This is a genomic window from Acinetobacter sp. WCHAc060006 (genome assembly GCF_004209135.1).
GTDB lineage: Bacteria > Pseudomonadota > Gammaproteobacteria > Pseudomonadales > Moraxellaceae > Acinetobacter > Acinetobacter cumulans.
In genome coordinates this window covers 39,475-56,313 of sequence record NZ_SGSS01000010.1, presented here as the reverse complement: position 1 = coordinate 56,313, position 16,839 = coordinate 39,475, and the positions used below count along the sequence as shown (strand labels likewise).

Annotated in this window: 26 protein-coding genes; 14 read left to right on the top strand and 12 right to left on the bottom strand. The window is 39.5% G+C overall.

Features of this window, described 5'->3' with window-relative positions; genetic code table 11:
- Positions 1–19: 19 nt before the first annotated feature.
- The 11 genes from EXE29_RS07910 to EXE29_RS07860 form a co-directional block, all read right to left on the bottom strand.
- Complete coding sequence (locus tag EXE29_RS07910) at positions 20–415, bottom strand: DUF1064 domain-containing protein (RefSeq protein WP_120364415.1); 396 nt, start codon at positions 413–415, stop codon at positions 20–22.
- Positions 412–990 (bottom strand): hypothetical protein, encoded by a 579-nt coding sequence (locus EXE29_RS07905; protein ID WP_120364414.1) that lies wholly within the window; start codon positions 988–990, stop codon positions 412–414. Before EXE29_RS07905 ends, EXE29_RS07910 begins: the two co-directional genes overlap by 4 nt.
- A complete protein-coding gene (locus EXE29_RS07900; protein ID WP_120364413.1) occupies positions 983–1,951 on the bottom strand; it encodes a helix-turn-helix domain-containing protein in 969 nt (322 codons plus the stop codon). Before EXE29_RS07900 ends, EXE29_RS07905 begins: the two co-directional genes overlap by 8 nt.
- Positions 1,948–3,405, bottom strand: coding sequence for a DNA cytosine methyltransferase (locus EXE29_RS07895; RefSeq protein WP_120364412.1), 1,458 nt, complete (start codon positions 3,403–3,405; stop codon positions 1,948–1,950). The genes EXE29_RS07900 and EXE29_RS07895 overlap by 4 nt, the downstream gene beginning before the upstream one ends.
- Entirely contained in the window at positions 3,402–3,980 is a 579-nt protein-coding gene (locus EXE29_RS07890) for a hypothetical protein (RefSeq protein WP_120364411.1), read from the bottom strand. The genes EXE29_RS07895 and EXE29_RS07890 overlap by 4 nt, the downstream gene beginning before the upstream one ends.
- A gap of 73 nt (positions 3,981–4,053) precedes the next feature.
- Positions 4,054–4,311, bottom strand: a complete 258-nt coding sequence (locus tag EXE29_RS07885) for a hypothetical protein (RefSeq protein WP_061517846.1) — start codon at positions 4,309–4,311, stop codon at positions 4,054–4,056.
- Complete coding sequence (locus tag EXE29_RS07880; RefSeq protein WP_120364410.1) at positions 4,308–4,823, bottom strand: hypothetical protein; 516 nt, start codon at positions 4,821–4,823, stop codon at positions 4,308–4,310. Before EXE29_RS07880 ends, EXE29_RS07885 begins: the two co-directional genes overlap by 4 nt.
- Positions 4,820–5,206 (bottom strand): zinc-finger-containing protein, encoded by a 387-nt coding sequence (locus EXE29_RS07875; RefSeq protein ID WP_120364409.1) that lies wholly within the window; start codon positions 5,204–5,206, stop codon positions 4,820–4,822. The genes EXE29_RS07880 and EXE29_RS07875 overlap by 4 nt, the downstream gene beginning before the upstream one ends.
- Entirely contained in the window at positions 5,203–5,634 is a 432-nt protein-coding gene (locus tag EXE29_RS07870; protein WP_120364408.1) for a hypothetical protein, read from the bottom strand. The genes EXE29_RS07875 and EXE29_RS07870 overlap by 4 nt, the downstream gene beginning before the upstream one ends.
- Positions 5,635–5,636: 2 nt before the next feature.
- Positions 5,637–5,969, bottom strand: coding sequence for a hypothetical protein (locus tag EXE29_RS07865; RefSeq protein WP_042890567.1), 333 nt, complete (start codon positions 5,967–5,969; stop codon positions 5,637–5,639).
- Between the two features lie 8 nt (positions 5,970–5,977).
- Positions 5,978–6,205 carry a Cro/CI family transcriptional regulator gene (locus tag EXE29_RS07860; protein WP_004761406.1) on the bottom strand — a complete coding sequence of 76 codons (228 nt, stop codon included), beginning with the start codon at positions 6,203–6,205 and terminating at the stop codon, positions 5,978–5,980.
- Between the two features lie 107 nt (positions 6,206–6,312).
- Here EXE29_RS07860 and EXE29_RS07855 point away from each other — a divergent pair, with 107 nt between their 5' ends.
- The 14 genes from EXE29_RS07855 (at position 6,313) to EXE29_RS07790 (ending at position 15,875) form a co-directional block, all read left to right on the top strand.
- A complete protein-coding gene (locus EXE29_RS07855) occupies positions 6,313–7,038 on the top strand; it encodes a LexA family transcriptional regulator (protein ID WP_120364407.1) in 726 nt (241 codons plus the stop codon).
- A gap of 74 nt (positions 7,039–7,112) precedes the next feature.
- Complete coding sequence (locus EXE29_RS07850; protein ID WP_120364406.1) at positions 7,113–7,439, top strand: hypothetical protein; 327 nt, start codon at positions 7,113–7,115, stop codon at positions 7,437–7,439.
- 197 nt (positions 7,440–7,636) lie between these two features.
- The gene (locus EXE29_RS07845) at positions 7,637–7,966 is read left to right on the top strand and encodes a YfdP family phage-associated protein (protein WP_010112842.1); all 330 of its coding nucleotides are present in this window, start codon (positions 7,637–7,639) and stop codon (positions 7,964–7,966) included.
- Between the two features lie 51 nt (positions 7,967–8,017).
- Positions 8,018–8,842 (top strand): DUF2303 family protein, encoded by an 825-nt coding sequence (locus EXE29_RS07840; protein ID WP_120364405.1) that lies wholly within the window; start codon positions 8,018–8,020, stop codon positions 8,840–8,842.
- 93 nt (positions 8,843–8,935) lie between these two features.
- Positions 8,936–9,376, top strand: coding sequence for a hypothetical protein (locus tag EXE29_RS07835; protein WP_120364404.1), 441 nt, complete (start codon positions 8,936–8,938; stop codon positions 9,374–9,376).
- A gap of 1 nt (position 9,377) precedes the next feature.
- Positions 9,378–9,764 carry a hypothetical protein gene (locus EXE29_RS07830; RefSeq protein ID WP_120364403.1) on the top strand — a complete coding sequence of 129 codons (387 nt, stop codon included), beginning with the start codon at positions 9,378–9,380 and terminating at the stop codon, positions 9,762–9,764.
- The gene (locus EXE29_RS07825) at positions 9,761–9,976 is read left to right on the top strand and encodes a hypothetical protein (RefSeq protein WP_120364402.1); all 216 of its coding nucleotides are present in this window, start codon (positions 9,761–9,763) and stop codon (positions 9,974–9,976) included. The genes EXE29_RS07830 and EXE29_RS07825 overlap by 4 nt, the downstream gene beginning before the upstream one ends.
- A 1-nt stretch (position 9,977) precedes the next feature.
- Positions 9,978–10,964 carry a YqaJ viral recombinase family nuclease gene (locus EXE29_RS07820; protein ID WP_120364401.1) on the top strand — a complete coding sequence of 329 codons (987 nt, stop codon included), beginning with the start codon at positions 9,978–9,980 and terminating at the stop codon, positions 10,962–10,964.
- Positions 10,965–10,976: 12 nt separating this feature from the next.
- Entirely contained in the window at positions 10,977–11,906 is a 930-nt protein-coding gene (locus tag EXE29_RS07815; protein ID WP_120364400.1) for a transcriptional regulator, read from the top strand.
- A gap of 52 nt (positions 11,907–11,958) precedes the next feature.
- A complete protein-coding gene (locus EXE29_RS07810; protein ID WP_120364399.1) occupies positions 11,959–13,452 on the top strand; it encodes a 3'-5' exonuclease in 1,494 nt (497 codons plus the stop codon).
- Positions 13,449–13,754: a hypothetical protein gene (locus tag EXE29_RS07805; RefSeq protein WP_120366230.1), complete on the top strand. Its 306-nt coding sequence runs from the start codon at positions 13,449–13,451 to the stop codon at positions 13,752–13,754. The genes EXE29_RS07810 and EXE29_RS07805 overlap by 4 nt, the downstream gene beginning before the upstream one ends.
- Positions 13,754–15,118 (top strand): DNA (cytosine-5-)-methyltransferase, encoded by a 1,365-nt coding sequence (dcm, locus tag EXE29_RS07800; RefSeq protein ID WP_120364398.1) that lies wholly within the window; start codon positions 13,754–13,756, stop codon positions 15,116–15,118. The genes EXE29_RS07805 and dcm overlap by 1 nt, the downstream gene beginning before the upstream one ends.
- Positions 15,119–15,279: 161 nt before the next feature.
- A complete protein-coding gene (locus EXE29_RS07795) occupies positions 15,280–15,594 on the top strand; it encodes a hypothetical protein (RefSeq protein WP_120364397.1) in 315 nt (104 codons plus the stop codon).
- Positions 15,594–15,875, top strand: coding sequence for a pyocin activator PrtN family protein (locus EXE29_RS07790; protein WP_009586842.1), 282 nt, complete (start codon positions 15,594–15,596; stop codon positions 15,873–15,875). Before EXE29_RS07795 ends, EXE29_RS07790 begins: the two co-directional genes overlap by 1 nt.
- A gap of 540 nt (positions 15,876–16,415) precedes the next feature.
- Here EXE29_RS07790 and pgaD read toward each other — a convergent pair.
- On the bottom strand, positions 16,416–16,829 hold the full coding sequence (pgaD, locus tag EXE29_RS07785) for a poly-beta-1,6-N-acetyl-D-glucosamine biosynthesis protein PgaD (protein ID WP_106985424.1): 414 nt from the start codon (positions 16,827–16,829) through the stop codon (positions 16,416–16,418).
- Positions 16,830–16,839 lie beyond the last annotated feature (10 nt).

Here is a 16,839-nt window from a genome sequence, read left to right as displayed (position 1 = left end):
ATACTCCCCTAAATCGCTCTTAAACTTCAACTACGTCGATATTGTGAATTAATTTCATCAATTTACGTTTGATGATGTAATCCGCGGTTTTATGACCTTTGGCATCTTCACAGATGAACTGATCATCTTTGGTCCAATAAACAAAGTCTGCTATGTAATCTGTGCCACGCACTTTCACACCACAAATTTTCTGTGCCGGTATCAGGTTGTATCGAACCTGGGTCTGTAAATCCTTGATCTCACCTGCACGTTGTAAGACCTTTAAATCATTTAAACGACGATATTCATGCTGTGAATCAGCAACTTTTTCACCATCAACGACAACTTTATGATTCCCATACTTTGGCTGTTTAGGCTTGTTGTCACGTTGATGTACAAGTCTTTTAATTTGAGATTGTGATAAATAATTTGTCATGCTCTACCTGCATTAGAATTCTTATTGACACCTTTCAACTGAGCCATCAATTCAGGTGGACAAGTGGTGATTCTTCTCTCATCTTCCTTAGGTGCTTTTAATGCTCCAACTGGATCAGTGAATGCTTGAACATCTCCCATCAATTTCGCATTTGAAACGATACGAACGTACATATCCTTGAATGCTTTTGACTGTGATTCAGCACGTGGATTTAATTCATCAAAGCCTTTCTTAAATTCTTTAAGGGTTTTGAGCACATGCACACTGATTGAGATCGTCTGATTCGATTTCTCGTATGCTAATGCTTGTTGCCATGCTTCATTTTCAGTGAGCCAATGTGAACCTTGTAAACACCAAATCTTAAAATCTTGAATACATGGTGGCCATGGTTCATGGAGCATACGGTTATATCCATTTTCCAACTGCTGTACTGTCAATCCTGAAAAGTCCTCAATCATTGCCTGCTCAAGATCAGCTTCATCAACTGCTGCCCAAAAATCTGTAAATTTCTTACCGTAACGAATACGCATTTTGTCAATTAAACGACGTGCTTCAGTAATGGTGAACTCACGCATGACCCACCTCCTCAATCAGAAAGTTCTTTGGGGGTTCAGGTACTACATCAATTACTGATGATTCCTGATGTTGTTCTTCACGGACTTTTTGACCATAACGCAACCAACGATTTACATTTTCCTGTTTAGCTTGGTATGCAGATGGTGTTTGGATAGGTTTATTTCGTCCTGATTGCTCAGTGACGCTATTTTTCGCCTTTCGGTTGATAAGTTTATGCTTGTTGTTGTTTACCCATGTCAGAAACGCTACAGCCCACTTCTGTGCTGTCTTGAAAGATTGCTTGCCGTAATCGTTCGGTGATGCAAACCAATCTCCAAATTCATCAAACAAGTTTTCAAGATCGTGTTGATCAAGATCAGGGTGTCTAGGTTTAGACAATTCGATGAAATCAGATTTCAATGTTGAATATTTCTGACCAAGCTCGATCACTGAGATTTTTGCAAGATCAAAATTGTGGTACTGCACAAACTGAGCTGGCGGTAGTGCAATTTTTTCCTCGTGCGTATTACTACTACGTTCTATTGGTTGTTCTATTGGTTGTTCTTGGTAGTTAGTATGACCCTGCGTCACTGCTTTTTGCACCAGAGTCACTGGTTGTTGCGTGAGAGTCACTGGTTTGCTGTCGTCAGAGTCACTGGTATTGTTACCAGAGTCACTGCTTTCATTTTCAGAGCTATGACCCTGCGTCACTGCTTTTGTGAGACTTTCCACATCAAAACGGTAATAAGATCGACGACCATTTGAACGATCTACAACTAATATTCCTAAATTTTCGATGTGTTTAATGTGTAAGCCCACTGCTCGATTTGATAGTCCAGTATCATCCATGAGTGTTTGAATGGATGGAAAACATTCACCAGTTTCATAATCAGCGTATGTAGCCAAAGTGATTGCCACTAACTTAGTTGTTGGTGGCATGGAAATTTGACGTACAGCTTTAACAAAGTTGAAATTGCTCATGCAGCACCTCGGTATTTTTTCTCATGGCTAAAGTTAGCTTCCACCAAGGCTCGTGCAAGTTGAGGGCAAACTGAATTACCCACCATTCTTGTCTGCTCTGTTTTAGTTAACTTGATTTCATTGCCTGTCTCGTCCAGCCCTTTTTCAAAAATATAAGAATCTGGAAAACCTTGGGCTCTAAACAGCTCAACTGGTTGCAACATTCGAAAACCAATATCGATCACCTGGTAAGCTTGATTATTAATTGTGACAAGACCAAAACGGTCACGGGTTGGAATGGTTCGTAAAGGCTCGTATAAAGAGTTTCCATTTTTTTCATTGCCGTAAAAGGCTGTAAGGAAAGCTCGAACTTCGGCAAAATGACCACCACCTGCGGTAATAGTGTGCATTGGCTCTTTTATAGATTGACCGACACAATTATTACGCAGTTTTGATAAATGGCTTACTACTAATGAGTTGTGGTCCTTGGCAGTCACCGTATGTACTGGCTCATTCACACTACTACCGATCACTCCAGTGTAATTTTTAGCAATGTGCGCGGATATTAAAGCGTGGTGGCCACCTTTAACTTGTGCACAGATAGTTCTTAAAGGCTCGTTTGTAGCCATTGTTCTAGGACTTGTTGCATTTGCACACTCCGTTAAAACAGGAACAACAGAGCCATCAACTACAAAAGGATCAAGACAATTGAAAAGAAATTTATCAAGACCATTAAAAATCCGCTTTAAAGTTGCATCCACAAGAGGTCGTTTGCGATCAAATATACTAGGGCACTCAATGGACCAATCAATACATTCAGCTGCAGTTCGATATGGCTTTAGCAAACCTTTTTGAACGCCTTTATCTTTTGGATCACCATGCGTGGCTATAGGCCATGAGATTGGTAAACCATCACGACGTGCAATTAAGAAAAAGCGTTTGCGTATCGTTGGTGCACCATAATCACAAGCACGTAATACTCGCCATTCAACCGTATACCCTTGGTAACGAAGTGCTTTAACAAAACTTCGAAAAGTTTCCCCTTTATACTTAGGACATGGTTTGCCATCTTCAGCAACACGGCCCCATGTTTTAAATTCTTCTACATTTTCAAGCATGATCACACGAGGTCGAGTTTTAGCTGCCCAACGTAACGCAATCCATGCCAGACCTCGTATTTTCTTTTCAACAGGCTTACCACCTTTCGCTTTACTGAAATGCTTACAGTCTGGTGACAACCAAACAAGGCCCACTGGCTGATTACCAGTTACCTCAATCGGATCAATATCCCAGACACTTTCACAGTAATGCTTGGTGTTGGGGTGATTCATCCGATGCATAGCCAAAGCTTTAGGATCATGATTAATTGCCACATCCACAGGGCGATTAAATGCTTGCTCTAAGCCTGTAGAGGTGCCACCACCACCTGCAAAATTATCAATAATTAGTTCATGAGGAAGTAAATTAAAATTCACACTGCCACCCCCAACCCATTACCAGTAAGAGATATCTGAACTGCTTTAAATTCGCGCTGACATGCCATGTTCTTGAATGCAGAAAAGCAAGTCACAATGTATGGCTGCTTTACAATTTTGAATCCTGGTCCCGCAACTTCATGGAAATATTCATCCATTAACTTGTTGGCACCTTTCCAGTGAGTTTTGACACCACATTCAACGATGTAAATCGGCTCTTGATCTTCTTCACAACCATTCAAAAACTGCCCATATGTCATGCGTTCAGGTACAGCTATTTCAAAATCGAGCTGTATAGATCGGCCATCTGGATGATCTGCGTATATGTCACAACTGATATGGAAGCTTTGCTCGTTGTCGATTAAATCCTTACGCATGGCAATCACAAGTGTACCCTTGGTCAAAGTTAGCAAATGGGCTAACTCAGGCGCTTGATCCTCAGATTTCCCATTTGTTAATTGCCAAAGTTCGAGAATGCGATTTTCTTCAATCGCTTCACCAATAAGCTGAAACTTGCGTACAGGATTTAAAGCAGGTTTATTGGGGTTGTATTTTTTATTACGTTTTTTAATCACGCCACACCCCCTAATCGAATTAAAACAGCCCCAAAGAGCGTAAAAATGAACAGCAAAGTTTTGTGGAGTTCTTTCATGCTGCCACCTTCTTTTCATGACTTGAACGAACCTTGTTCACACCTTTTACATGATGTGGTCTATAAACACGGTCGTAGCAGCCTTTACATGCTGATTCTGGTCGAAATGTAATGGTTCCATCCTTTAACTTTGATTTAATCATGAACCAAAACTCTGAATCTGTAGGCCAGTATTCATCACAGTGCTTACAAAGTTTTTCTTTACCTAGTTCAGTAAAGATATACATAGGTTTTTTAGCTTCATTTGATTTCATGCTGCTACTCCCTTATGTTTCTTCACATGCTGTGCCCAGCCTTTGCATGGTTTCATGCGCTTACGATCTGTAGCAGACGGGCTATGCAAATTTTCAATATCTTTATGGCAATAAAAAACTGCATCCGACTCCAAGGCATGAGCCAAGTCAGATTGAGTAGAAAGACAATGATTTGCTAAAGTACCGCAGCGATAAGCACACGATTCACATAGAACATCTTGATTAGGTGCTTTTTGCGCTAGGATCAGCCCATTCAAAGCACCATGAAAACTAGGTGAAATAAGCTTATCTATTGCGTATGGGTGCATATCGCCAGTGGTGACGAGATGTAAATACAATGTTTCATCACACGATTGGGCATAATTCACAGCAACATTCAGAACATTGCCAAGTAAATTAAGTAATTCATCATGTGATTTTGCTGAAAACTTATCCTTGATTGCCTGTAAGCGTTCAGCTTCAGGCAATTGGATAATGTCAGTTAGGGCGAGAATTGAGGTGTTATCAATCATGATGTCACCTTCTTGATTTGTCCATTCATGCAAATTGAATAAACTTTTTTGCACTGATCAACATCAAACATCCCAATATGGCAGTCATTTGGATGAATATTCATTACTTCAGCCAAAGCTTTATAGGCTTCCTTGCGCTTCATGTGACCATCACGCCATAACGGATCAAACACTCGATGTGCTATAGACTTCCATTTTCTAAGTTCAGCATTTGCCAATCGACCAAGTGAGTTTTTAGTACCAGGATGACAACCAACATAGGCATCACAAGGCACACATTGGTAGAACCATTTATGTGACAGGTCAGGTCTATGAGGGTAAATGGCTGTGCCATCTACCCCATCAGACTCTTTATTGCAGTATGGACAGATTGGATTTGTCATACGGCACCGCCTTTCACGACATGATTTGTATCAGAAACAAACAGAGCTACAGGTGCATCAAGGCGCTTTTTGGCCTTTAATTCTGGTGTTGTTGCATGCCGCAAAAGTGGAAACCCAAAAAAATCAGGATTCCCTCTACTATCCTCAATAAATGCGCATGGGTGAGCAAAACATGGTTTGCTTACAATATGCACAACAGTGAACAAGTCATCTGAAAATTTTGGGCTTGTTATTACAACAACATCACCCACCAAAAAATCTAATTCCTCAACACTTAATAGGGATGAGTCTTTTACATACGCACTATCAGGCGCAACACCCAATTCAAACTCACGTTTTTCCACTTGAGCAATCAAACAGTGATTACACTGTTCCCCATCAAATTCTGGACATTTGCCAGCGCACTTATGTTCTGTTAAATTACTCATGTTCATTTTCCTGAATGATTATGAATTGCTGTACTAGAAGCTCGACCTGCAACGTCGGGCTTTTTTAATGCCTGCCAAAAACTTTTCAGGTTTCTGCATACATTCATAAATACACTCGTAGACGTTGTATTCTTTGATTTTTCTATGTGCTCAGATGATGATTGACCTGTCTCCAGTTCGATCTTTTTATCTATGGCATCTCTTAACCATTTCGCACGATCACTACCTTGGCTTTCAGCCAAAGTATCAATGATCTCTTGGACTTCCAGCGGTACACGTGTTGACATGGGTGCCAACAGTTTTTTGCTGAATACAAACATTATTTTTGTTTCCATGGGTTCACCTATTGAATTTGTTCAGGTTCTCTTAGTTCAATCCAAATGTCCTGATAATCTTCTGGGAAAAGGTCTTTGCGTGTGCAGATTCCACGATCTTCTGCAATCACAGCTAGGCGGATTTTTCTGTCAGTTGGAATAGCTTTCCAACCACTCACTGAAGGTCCTGTAATACCTAAAAGCCGTGCAACTGCATTACATCCACCAAGGGCTTCTATAAGTTGGTTGTCATTCATGTTGCTCTCCTATAACAAAAGCAATTATTAGGCATTCCTTATAAATAATCAATAGGCATACCTAATTTTATTCATGTTAGGATTTCCTAATGATTTGAGAGTTACTTATGAAGACACTTGCTGAAAGACTTAAATATGCAATGGAAGTTTTACCACCAAAAAAAATAAAGGGTGTAGAACTTGCTCGTGCTGTTGGTGTTAAGCCACCATCTGTTAGTGACTGGCTCTCTGGTAAATCAAAAACAATGGAAGGTGAGAATCTTCTACGAGCTGCACATCACTTGAATGTGAACCCTATTTGGCTTGCGACTGGTAAAGGCTCACCTAAACAAGATGGTGAAATTAATCCTCAATTCACCCAGGTAAATGAATGGGATACCAATACTCCAGTAGATGATGACGAAGTCGAAATCCCATTTTTCAAGGATTTTTCTTTTGCTTGTGGCGGTGGTTCATTCAATGAAGCTATTGCTAATGAAAGACGTAAATTAAGAATGTCCAAAGCGACTTTACGCAACTTAGCAATCACAGAATCTAATGCAGTTGCAGCAACTGCATCAGGCGACTCAATGACACCAACCATTAATGATGGCGATACAATCCACATTGATCTTGGTCGCAAAGAGGTTAAAGATGGTCGTATCTATGTGATTTGTATAGGTGGGCTTCATTACTGCAAACGTTTATATAACCTACCCTTTGGTGGAATCCGATTGTTATCTGATAATTCAGAAGAATATAAAGAAATTGAACTAACAGCAGAAGAAAGAATCTCTCAACAATTTGAAATTATTGGTTGGGTTTGGCAGATTGCGAAATTGGAAAAATGGTAACACCTGAAGGTATAAGTGTTTTAAGCCCAAACGAGTGAGAAAAAGTTAAATCATTATAATTTAGGTATTTAAGAATGCATGACTTTATATATAACTTGGGAATTATTGGTTTAATTATTATATTTTTTTATATCGTTTTTTGGTTAGATCGTCGCAACAAACCAAGCGATTATGATTTGGTTAGAAATCACTTACAAAGAGTCACGCACCCCAATTTAACTGTTAAGGGATTTGGTGATTACCACATTGAGTACGTGATAAGAGATTATCATACTTTTGAATATTTTAAATATTGTAGCCAATATGAAAAAAACTTAGAAATAATGAAAAAAGATTCATCTATAAAGATTTTAAAGCATGGCTTAACTGGCTATCGTGACTGGGAAAAATGGGGAAATTAATTTAATAAATTTGGTAATCCACTATCTTAATGATCTAACAGCATTCCAAAAAACCCACTCAACCTGCTCTGTGCGGGTTTTCTTTTATCAAAAACAAAAAATTAGGCAATCCTAAAAATAAATTAGGAATACCTATTGACTAAACAATTAGGTTTACCTAATATTTATCTCACACACTAACCCAATGTGAGGTAAAAATGTCTACCAAACCAACCAACGCACAGCAATTTGTTGCTGACTTAGGTGCAGGAACCTTTGCTAACCAACTCGGTGCAGCTATCAGCATGGTTTCTCAAGGTGCTGTTCAGCACAACAAAAAAGGGCAAATCAAAATCACACTTGATATTGCTCGTATCGGTGATTCAAGCCAGGTCGAAATTGCACACACACTCGCTTTTGTTGAACCAACAGCAAAAGGTAAACGTGCAGAGGACACTACCTCAAAAACTCCAATGCATTTGAATGCTGGTGGTGATGTCACTTTGTTCGCTAACCATACAAGCCAATTATTCACTGAAGACGCTTAAACAACCCTTCTCATTACAACAATTTTACCAACCATCCATAAGGTACTGAAAATGGAAAACTCTGCTAAAGAAATCGTTGAACTTGCGTTACCTGTAAATGATTTATCTCGTGGTGAACTTGTTGCCATTCACGAAAATTTCAAAGTTCATGATTTAGAACAATTTCAAGCTGGTCGTAACCGTGCACGTGGTGTTTTAAAAACCCCATCTTTTGAAGATTTCAAAAGTTATGTTTTAGGTAATACGCAGTCTGAAAATTCTGTTCCTGAAGTAAAAGTTTACGCCCCTGTATTTGTTGACCACAAAAATGTATCAGCAACGGCAATTTTAAACTTCAAAGTTGTTGGATTGGCTCAAGGTCATTGTGACCATAAAGCAGTATTACAGCTTGAACCAACTGTAGTTTGGGAAAAGCTCAATCAGCTTAAAGATAACAAACTTAATCAAAAGCGTTTTGCAACATTACTTGAAGATTGGGCAAGTGTATTTGCTGCAACAAGTGAAACTGGTGAAACGATCCATATTGCGGAAGCAATTAATGCAGTTCGCAACATGAAAGTTGGCGCATCTTCAACTACTGACTCGTCAGTATCAAACATGCAAGAAACTCGCTCGGTCTTTGACAAAGTTGAAGCTTCAAGCACAGCAGGGAAATTACCAAGTTATTTTGAAATCATTGATCCAGCTTATGTCGGTCTTGATAACAAAACTATTCGCTTGCGTCTTGTAGTAAATAGCTCAGATGGTGAGCCATCGTTTGCATTGCAAATCGTTAAAGAAGAACTCTTGCGTAATGAAATTATTCAAGAATTCAAAGAAAAAGTGATTGCCTTGCTCCCAGAAAACCCTGTCCGTATTGGTACCTTTTCCGCTTAAAACTAAAAATTAAGCAATAAAAAGCCCCGAAATTTTGATCGAGGACGGGGCTTCTTTAGGGGGTATAGCAATCGCTATAAGGAGATTATGAACATGGTTTCATTAAATTTCAAATCAATTTTGTTGGGTTTAGGTGGTGCAGTAGCAATGACAGCAGTTTTTGCGTCTGTGCAAATGTATCAACCAGCCAAGCTACCTGTTGAAGAACAGCAGCAGATCACAGTGGCATCAGACATCTACACGGTGGATGAGCTCGATTTAGGCCCATACAACGACTGTCAACATGACTGTCATGCAACCTTATTAACAGCAAATAACCAGTATTACATCGAAGTGAATTTTGACTATTCAGGTTTCGATGATGGTAACGGCTTTAATCGTGCTGTAGGCATTCAGATTGATCGATTAGAACCTGAATTGGTCGGTGATGAAGATGGCGAAATCAATGCATATCTTGATCGTTATGAAATCGACAAGATCAATGATGCCCTTGAAGACTCTATCGCTGTGAAATTACAGAAATTGAGAGGTTAATATGCTTGATTTAATTGAAATTAAAACAGCTTCTAGTGAACCAACCGATCACTCTAAAAGCCTTCAAGCTGATGTATATCGAGCTTTATTTGGTGAGCCTGTCAAATACAACGAATTTGAATTCGATGTTGGAAATAAAACTGTTATTTGCCTAATGCATGGCTTTCCTTGGCATGTGGTTTCTAAAGATGAACCATTTGATCAGCATAACGGTGAATTTTGGGGTTGGAACCCACTCAAAGTCAAAAGTTGTGGACGCTTCGGTGGTGGTTGGGCTTTCAAATTTGGCATCACTTCAAATGAAAATTTTCGTGAATTAGTTATTGATGTGGGAATTGGTTCAATTCGTTTGGAAATCATGAATTCACGTAGAGGATTTAGAGCATGAAAATCAAAAAGATTACTTCTCAAATCCGTCGTGATTTCACAGCAATTTATGAATGTGAGCACTGCGGAAATACCGAAACACATGATGGCTACGATGATGAATATTTCCATCGTAACGTCATACCAGCAATGGTTTGTGTGAAATGTCAGCGTGCTGCTGATGATAGCTACCGCCCTTTGGCTCCTAAATATTCTGAAAATCAGGTGGTGTGATATGAATACACAAGTTAATCGTGACCAATTTCTCGCTGGTCGTAAAAAAGGTATCGGTGGTTCAGACGTCGCTGCAATCCTTGGTTTTAGTCCGTACAAATCACCATATCAATTGTGGTTAGACAAAACAGGTCGTAGTGAACGTAAAGAATCACAAAATGAATCTGCTCATTTCGGCAACTTACTTGAAGATGTTGTTGCAAAAGAGTTCTCACGTCGCTCTGGCATGAAAGTTCAACGTGTTACACAGCAACTATCACTTGCTGAATTTGGTGAAACTTGGGCTATTGGTAACATTGATCGAGCTGTTGTAAATCCAGAAATCGCAGGTCGTGTTTTCTTTAAGGATGGAAAATTAACAACAGACCAAGGTTTGGAATGTAAAACAGCTTCGGAATATTTATCCAAGTTATTTGGTGAAGAAGGTACAGATCAGATTCCAGATTATTACCTAACCCAATGTCTTTGGTACATGAAGCTTACAGGCTTCCAAGTATGGCACCTTGCCGTGCTTATTGGAGGTAATAAGTTCCGCATGTATCGCATTGAACGTGATGAAGACTTGATTGATTCAATTTTTCGTCAAGTTAAAGCGTTCTGGTTCAACCATGTCATTGCTGATGTTCCACCAGATCCGACATGTTTTGATGATGTTTTACACCGCTGGTCTAAGCACGTTGTTGGTAAACAAGTTGAAGCAACTTTTGAGCAAATCAAACTCAATGAGGAACTGATTGCAGTCCAAGGTCGCCAAAAAGCAGATAAAGCACGTGAAGACGAGATCAAATTAACGCTTGTTTCATCTATGCAAGACGCTGAAATGATGATTAGCCAAGGCATGACCATCTGCACTTACAAAGAACAATCCTCTACTCGTATCGACAGTACGCTGTTGAAAAAAGAAGAACCTGATTTATTCACGAAATACAGCAAAACATCCAGTACCCGCGTTTTCCGTATTTCAAACAAATTTAAAGAAACAATTTAAGGAATATTTATCATGAATGCATTAGTTCAAAACACTGGCTTTTTAACTCCTACTAATCTTCAAGAAGCAATGCAAATTGCTGATTTATTGGCGAACTCTGAAATTGTCCCAAAGGACTATCAGAAAAAGCCTGGCAACATTTTGGTTGCTATGCAATGGGGTGCTGAAATTGGCTTGCAACCACTTCAGGCCATGCAAAACATTGCAGTAATTAATGGTCGTCCTTCGCTTTGGGGTGATGCTGTTCTTGCCTTGGTTCGTAGTTCAGGATTGCTTGAGCAGTTTGAAGAGACTCAAACCGACGATGTGGCAACTTGTATCGTTAAACGTAAAGGCCAAAAATCAGTTACCAAAACATTCAGCAAAGAAGATGCAAAACGTGCAGGTTTACTTTCTAAAGCTGGTCCTTGGTCTCAATATCCACGACGTATGATGCAAATGCGTGCACGTAGCTATGCATTACGCGATGAGTTCACGGATATTCTTAAAGGTTTTGGGGTTGCTGAAGAAGAGCGCGACAAAGAAATTGATGTGACTCCTGAGCCATCAAATATCAAGAAGCATCAAGGTGCATCTGGTCTAAAAGCACAGTTAGAACATCGTGAACAACAGGACAAAGTTGTTGATATGGCACCCGAGTTCGATACAGCAGCATTAATTGCACAAATTTATGCGACTGAAACACTGGAACAGCTAAAAGAAGTCAGCAACACAGTACCTACTAACTTAGGTGAACCAGCTCAAACTGATATTAAAAATGCTCATGGCTGGCAGAAATTTTATCTTCAATTAATTGTTGATCTGGAAGATGCAGCAGAAGTTGAAACCATCAATAAAATTATGGGTGAGCGTTTTGAACCCCACACTTCTGGCTTATCTGATGTTCAAATCGACAACATCAATTCAATTTACGAACGTAAAGCAGCTGAACTGACTGCATAACTTTGGCATCTGGTGCCCTCACACATGAGGGTACCAATAGTGAGATAGAAAGATGAATCCAACTATTGAACAACAATATGCCATTGATATGGCATTACATGGTCAGTCATGTAAAGTGACCGCATACGCCGGTGCTGGTAAGACTTCTACCCTTAAACTGATTGGTAATGCAAAGCATCATCAACATGGCATGTACTTGGCATTTAACAAGGCTATTGCAACAGAAGCACAGTCTAAATTTAACCATAATGTTAAGTGCAAAACATTTCACAGCCTAGCTTATAACTCAGTTCCACGCTGGCTGACCAATAAATTAAAAAATCGTCGCTTGATGTCAAACCAATTGGCATCTCGCCATGATCTTGAGAATTATCAAGTACCAGTGGCATTGGTTAAACAACGTGGTGAGGATGACCAGAAGCGTTTATTTAATTCAAAACGTATGGCCACATCTATGGTGAATGCCGTCGGTTATTTCTGCCGTTCTAATTACAGCGAAATTCAACTATCACAAGTTTACGCTGCTTTACCTGATTGGATGGATGATACATATCGTGCTGAATTGGCAAATATCCTTTTACCTAAGGCACATGATTACTGGAATGACATTTTAAATCCTGCTGGTATTAACCGTCTCGAACATGACCATTACCTAAAATATTGGGCATTGAGCAATCCAGTGATTAATGCTGACTTTATTTTATTTGATGAAGCACAAGATGCTGATCCAATCATGTTAAATGTATTGAGTAAGCAACGTGCTCAGGTCATTTATGTGGGTGATCGTCACCAGCAAATCTATGCGTTTCGTGGTGCTGTCAATGCGATGCAATCCCTAGATATTGCTGAAACACGTTTGAGTCAATCATTCCGTTTTGGTGAAAACATTGCTGATCTTGCGAATAAAATTTTGTTCAATGTTTTGGATGAAGAAATTCCATTACGTGGTTTTGAACAAATTGACTCCAATGTTGGTGAAGTCACCGATATGGTTGCCGATGCATTTATTTATCGCACCAATGCTGCAGCCCTTTCCAACATGGTTGAGCTGGTAAAAATTGGACGTGAACCACGTTTGGAAGTTGATACAGGTTCTTTATTAAAAAACATTGAAGATGCCAAAAAAGTTAAATCTGGAATAAAAGTCCACGATGGAAGTGTATTTGAAGGCTTTAGCAATTGGGAAGAAGTCATTGAATACACAAATGAAGTCTCTGGAAATGACTTAAAAGCACTTGTTAGCCTAATCAATAAAGTGGGTGAAGAAGCTCTAATCAGCTCATTACTAAAAAGTAATTCTAGTGATTATGACTGCATTGTGACCACAGCTCATAAGTCTAAAGGCTTGGAGTTTAACAAGGTCAAACTTGGTGGTGATTTCTTTTATAAAGAAGCTGCTGCACCTGGTGAAAAAATCCTAACCGAAGATGAAGCTCGACTTTTATATGTTGCTGCTACTCGAGCTAAAAAGCAGTTAGATATTTCTGCATTGAACCCACTGTTTAAAGCTATCGGATATAACACCCAAGCTGAGGTAGCAACATGATCACTCGCCTACCTTGCCGATTTACAAACTTATTCACTTACTGGTTGTACTGTGATGGATACAGGCCACAAGTGAAAAAAGATGCTGTGGTTATGCGTCGTGGCGATAGTGTTCTCAAAATATTCTGCCACAAAGGCCGAATGCAGCAAGATTATTTGATGAATGAAGCATGTCAGCGAAAATTCAAGCAATTTTGTGGATGCTACTTAAACGGATATCGAGAGTTTTTAGTCGGCTTAGAGCGCGAAGCAAGAGTTGAAGTAGCTCGTAGTAAAAATTTTAACTATTTAATGGTGGCCTAATGAAATTCAAATTTATAGATTTGTTTGCAGGTGTTGGTGGTTTTCGTATGGCTTTACAAAATCTTGATGGCCACTGTGTTTTTTCAAGTGAGTGGAACCAACATGCAAAAGAAACATATTTTCAAAATTATGGCGAATATCCTGAAGGCGATATCACATTAAATGAAACCAAAGCTAAAATTCCTGAAAGCTTTGACATTTTATGTGGTGGTTTCCCTTGCCAAGCATTTTCCATTGCAGGCAATCAAAAGGGATTTAATGAAACCCGCGGGACCTTATTTTTTGATATTGTCGATATTGCAAAGAAACATCGTCCTAAAGTGATTTTTTTAGAAAATGTTAAAAACCTTGTTTCTCACGATCACGGCAACACCTTTCAAGTAATTTGCAACACCTTAAAGGAACTTGGTTATGCAGTGTCTTATAAAGTGTTAAATAGTATGACGCATGCCAATGTGCCACAAAACCGTGAGCGAATTTTTATTGTGGCTTTTGATCCTATTCAAGTTACGAATTTCGCACAGTTTACTTTTCCAGAAGCTATTCCACTCACGCGAAGTATCCATGATGTGCTGGAAACCATGCCTGTTGAGGCTAAATATTATTATCCGCCTGAGCATCCGTATTATGTAAAAATGAATGAAACCATGCAGTCGAGAGACACGGTTTATCAATGGCGTCGGATTTATGTGCGTGAAAATAAAAGCAAAGTTTGCCCTACTCTGACTGCCAATATGGGTTCAGGTGGACACAATGTGCCTTTAATTCGTGATGCGGTCGGTATTCGTAAACTCACGCCAAAGGAGTGTTTTGCATTTCAGGGTTATCCTGTTGAGCAAATGCAATTCCCTGAAAAAATGGCAAATAGTGCTTTATATATGCAAGCTGGTAATTCAGTCACGATGCCATTGATTCAACGAATTGGTGAGCAGATTTTAGAAGTGCTAATTAAAAATTTGAAGAAAGGTGGCGTGATGGATATTCAGAAAGAAAGAGAAGCTTTTGAGCAACATCTGACTGACACTGGTCTTGTTGAGTTTGCTGGATATGGTTTTGAAGTTGATGAGTGTGATGAATATTTACATGAACCAACTCAGGTTGCATGGGACTCTTGGCTTATTGGATTGGGTAGAGCCAAAGCCCAAGCGGTGCCGGAAGGGTTTGTTTTGGTACAGAAAGAACTACCCGAAACTATTGCTGAAACTATGGCGCTAGAGCGAGTTAATAAACCATTTGGGGAAACCGACCCAGTATGGGTGGAAATTACAGAAAAGGTTTATAAGGAACGTCTCGTAAGTAAAAAATGGGAGCTATGGCGTGACTATAAAGACATGATCGAAGCACAGGAGCCAGCCAATGACTAAGCGATTACCGTGGGGACATGAAAGTCGCCATTGCTCTAGATGTGGCAAAGTTGGCCCGCGATGCACAACTAAAAATGAAATTGGATATGTTCACTTCTACTGTCTAACTAGTGAAGAGAAAAAGGAGCGTCGTTCACGCTTTAAGCCAAAGGAGCCAACCAATGACTGAAATTCAATTAACCAATGTGCAATTCGCTCAGCTTCAACTCGATAACCTTGTGGCCAAAGACAAGCCATATATTGAGTCATGGTCAGCCGGTGATGTTGGCTCATTCAATGCAATCGTCAATGCAGTCGATTACGACAATCAGTTTACTTTCAATATGCGCGGCTGGTCACGTCAGCGTGTTGTAAATGGCACAGGTGGCATGATCGAAGTAAATGAAATGAATGCGGATGAGCTATACCACTTGTTTAGTTGTTATTTGAGTGGGTTGCCTAGAAGTGTTGTGGAAAGTTTGAAGGAGGTGTCTTGATGGGAGTAGCTATCAATCGAAATGACCAAATCGACACATCAATGATGTTGATTCTGCGTTATAAAAGACCTGTTGTTGCCTTAAAAGATATTGTGGAAGATTACATGCCACATTTAGATATGGCAGCTGCAAAACAACGAGCAGCTAAATGTAAACTACCTTTTCCAGCATTTAAGGTGGATGGTAATAAATCTGAATACTTTGTAAACTTAACGGATGTTGCAGTCTGGTTGGATTCACTGCAAAAAGAGTCTCAAAGAAATTGGAGTGAGGTGAATTGATTTCACCTCCTTTTTTTACGCCAATTCTACGCCATACGCCACGCAAAAAACATTAAGATATTGATTTTAAATTATTATTATAAATAGTCTAACCCACCTGCCATCGGGGCAACCCACAATTTTTTGCTGATGGGCTTATCAAATAACTCTTGAATTACTGCATGCTGCGCCATTAATTTTTTCCACTTCGTACAGGTTAAACCTAGAAAATATTTTGCTACCACAAATCCTAACTATAGGATGAATAAGTTATCCATCACGGCAATATTTATTGAATCTATTGCAGATACTAAGATGAGACATACAAAATTCTGCATCTTCTGCCTGACAAATGCGAGATGCTGACGCTCAAAAACGATTTTCTATGGGAGAGGTATAGTCTAAATCTTTCTCGCAAAAATCTCTAGCTTCGCCAATACGCTTAAATACCACCTAAGTCTACTTTGCTCAGCCTCTAGTAAAGCTTTAAAGGGCTAAGTACTTATGAAAAAAACACCCAAGTGAACTTGAGTGTTTTCAGATTCAATCGTATACGGCGCTTTATTCAATATGAATAATTTTGCCATGTTCGTCGTGATAGACCGTGCTAATTTTTTGCTGACGGCTATTTTCAATTTCCTGTACTGGCAAATCAAAATGGTGCACATAGTCTGTTAATGTTTTTGGCGTTTGCTTTTTCACTGTTTTTGCAGGGACATAATTCGACCATAGCAACAGTGAAATGGCACATGCCACCAATGCAGTAAAGCCATGCTCTAAACCCGTACCAAATGAGCCAAACAAATGCTCAAGTACATGGTGCTTTTGCAAGCTTAGAAAACCCATCACCAGCAAGGCTGGGCGCCATAACAACAACCAAATACCCCACATTACGGCGGTAGATGTATTGGATGCGTATCGTTTATGCCATGGTAACTGGCGGCGTAAATCGATAATTAAGCTATTATTTTTCATCTTATATTTA

What these genes read in the sequence shown, in the direction of transcription:
- EXE29_RS07910 (WP_120364415.1), bottom strand. Translation starts at nt 415, where the DNA reads ATGACAAATTATTTATCACAATCTCAAATTAAAAGACTTGTACATCAA.
- EXE29_RS07905 (WP_120364414.1), bottom strand. Translation starts at nt 990, where the DNA reads ATGCGTGAGTTCACCATTACTGAAGCACGTCGTTTAATTGACAAAATG.
- EXE29_RS07900 (WP_120364413.1), bottom strand. Translation starts at nt 1,951, where the DNA reads ATGAGCAATTTCAACTTTGTTAAAGCTGTACGTCAAATTTCCATGCCA.
- EXE29_RS07885 (WP_061517846.1), bottom strand. Translation starts at nt 4,311, where the DNA reads ATGAAATCAAATGAAGCTAAAAAACCTATGTATATCTTTACTGAACTA.
- EXE29_RS07880 (WP_120364410.1), bottom strand. Translation starts at nt 4,823, where the DNA reads ATGATTGATAACACCTCAATTCTCGCCCTAACTGACATTATCCAATTG.
- EXE29_RS07875 (WP_120364409.1), bottom strand. Translation starts at nt 5,206, where the DNA reads ATGACAAATCCAATCTGTCCATACTGCAATAAAGAGTCTGATGGGGTA.
- EXE29_RS07870 (WP_120364408.1), bottom strand. Translation starts at nt 5,634, where the DNA reads ATGAGTAATTTAACAGAACATAAGTGCGCTGGCAAATGTCCAGAATTT.
- EXE29_RS07865 (WP_042890567.1), bottom strand. Translation starts at nt 5,969, where the DNA reads ATGGAAACAAAAATAATGTTTGTATTCAGCAAAAAACTGTTGGCACCC.
- EXE29_RS07860 (WP_004761406.1), bottom strand. Translation starts at nt 6,205, where the DNA reads ATGAATGACAACCAACTTATAGAAGCCCTTGGTGGATGTAATGCAGTT.
- EXE29_RS07855 (WP_120364407.1), top strand. Translation starts at nt 6,313, where the DNA reads ATGAAGACACTTGCTGAAAGACTTAAATATGCAATGGAAGTTTTACCA.
- EXE29_RS07850 (WP_120364406.1), top strand. Translation starts at nt 7,113, where the DNA reads ATGCATGACTTTATATATAACTTGGGAATTATTGGTTTAATTATTATA.
- EXE29_RS07845 (WP_010112842.1), top strand. Translation starts at nt 7,637, where the DNA reads ATGTCTACCAAACCAACCAACGCACAGCAATTTGTTGCTGACTTAGGT.
- EXE29_RS07840 (WP_120364405.1), top strand. Translation starts at nt 8,018, where the DNA reads ATGGAAAACTCTGCTAAAGAAATCGTTGAACTTGCGTTACCTGTAAAT.
- EXE29_RS07835 (WP_120364404.1), top strand. Translation starts at nt 8,936, where the DNA reads ATGGTTTCATTAAATTTCAAATCAATTTTGTTGGGTTTAGGTGGTGCA.
- EXE29_RS07830 (WP_120364403.1), top strand. Translation starts at nt 9,378, where the DNA reads ATGCTTGATTTAATTGAAATTAAAACAGCTTCTAGTGAACCAACCGAT.
- EXE29_RS07825 (WP_120364402.1), top strand. Translation starts at nt 9,761, where the DNA reads ATGAAAATCAAAAAGATTACTTCTCAAATCCGTCGTGATTTCACAGCA.
- EXE29_RS07820 (WP_120364401.1), top strand. Translation starts at nt 9,978, where the DNA reads ATGAATACACAAGTTAATCGTGACCAATTTCTCGCTGGTCGTAAAAAA.
- EXE29_RS07815 (WP_120364400.1), top strand. Translation starts at nt 10,977, where the DNA reads ATGAATGCATTAGTTCAAAACACTGGCTTTTTAACTCCTACTAATCTT.
- EXE29_RS07810 (WP_120364399.1), top strand. Translation starts at nt 11,959, where the DNA reads ATGAATCCAACTATTGAACAACAATATGCCATTGATATGGCATTACAT.
- EXE29_RS07805 (WP_120366230.1), top strand. Translation starts at nt 13,449, where the DNA reads ATGATCACTCGCCTACCTTGCCGATTTACAAACTTATTCACTTACTGG.
- dcm (WP_120364398.1), top strand. Translation starts at nt 13,754, where the DNA reads ATGAAATTCAAATTTATAGATTTGTTTGCAGGTGTTGGTGGTTTTCGT.
- EXE29_RS07795 (WP_120364397.1), top strand. Translation starts at nt 15,280, where the DNA reads ATGACTGAAATTCAATTAACCAATGTGCAATTCGCTCAGCTTCAACTC.
- EXE29_RS07790 (WP_009586842.1), top strand. Translation starts at nt 15,594, where the DNA reads ATGGGAGTAGCTATCAATCGAAATGACCAAATCGACACATCAATGATG.
- pgaD (WP_106985424.1), bottom strand. Translation starts at nt 16,829, where the DNA reads ATGAAAAATAATAGCTTAATTATCGATTTACGCCGCCAGTTACCATGG.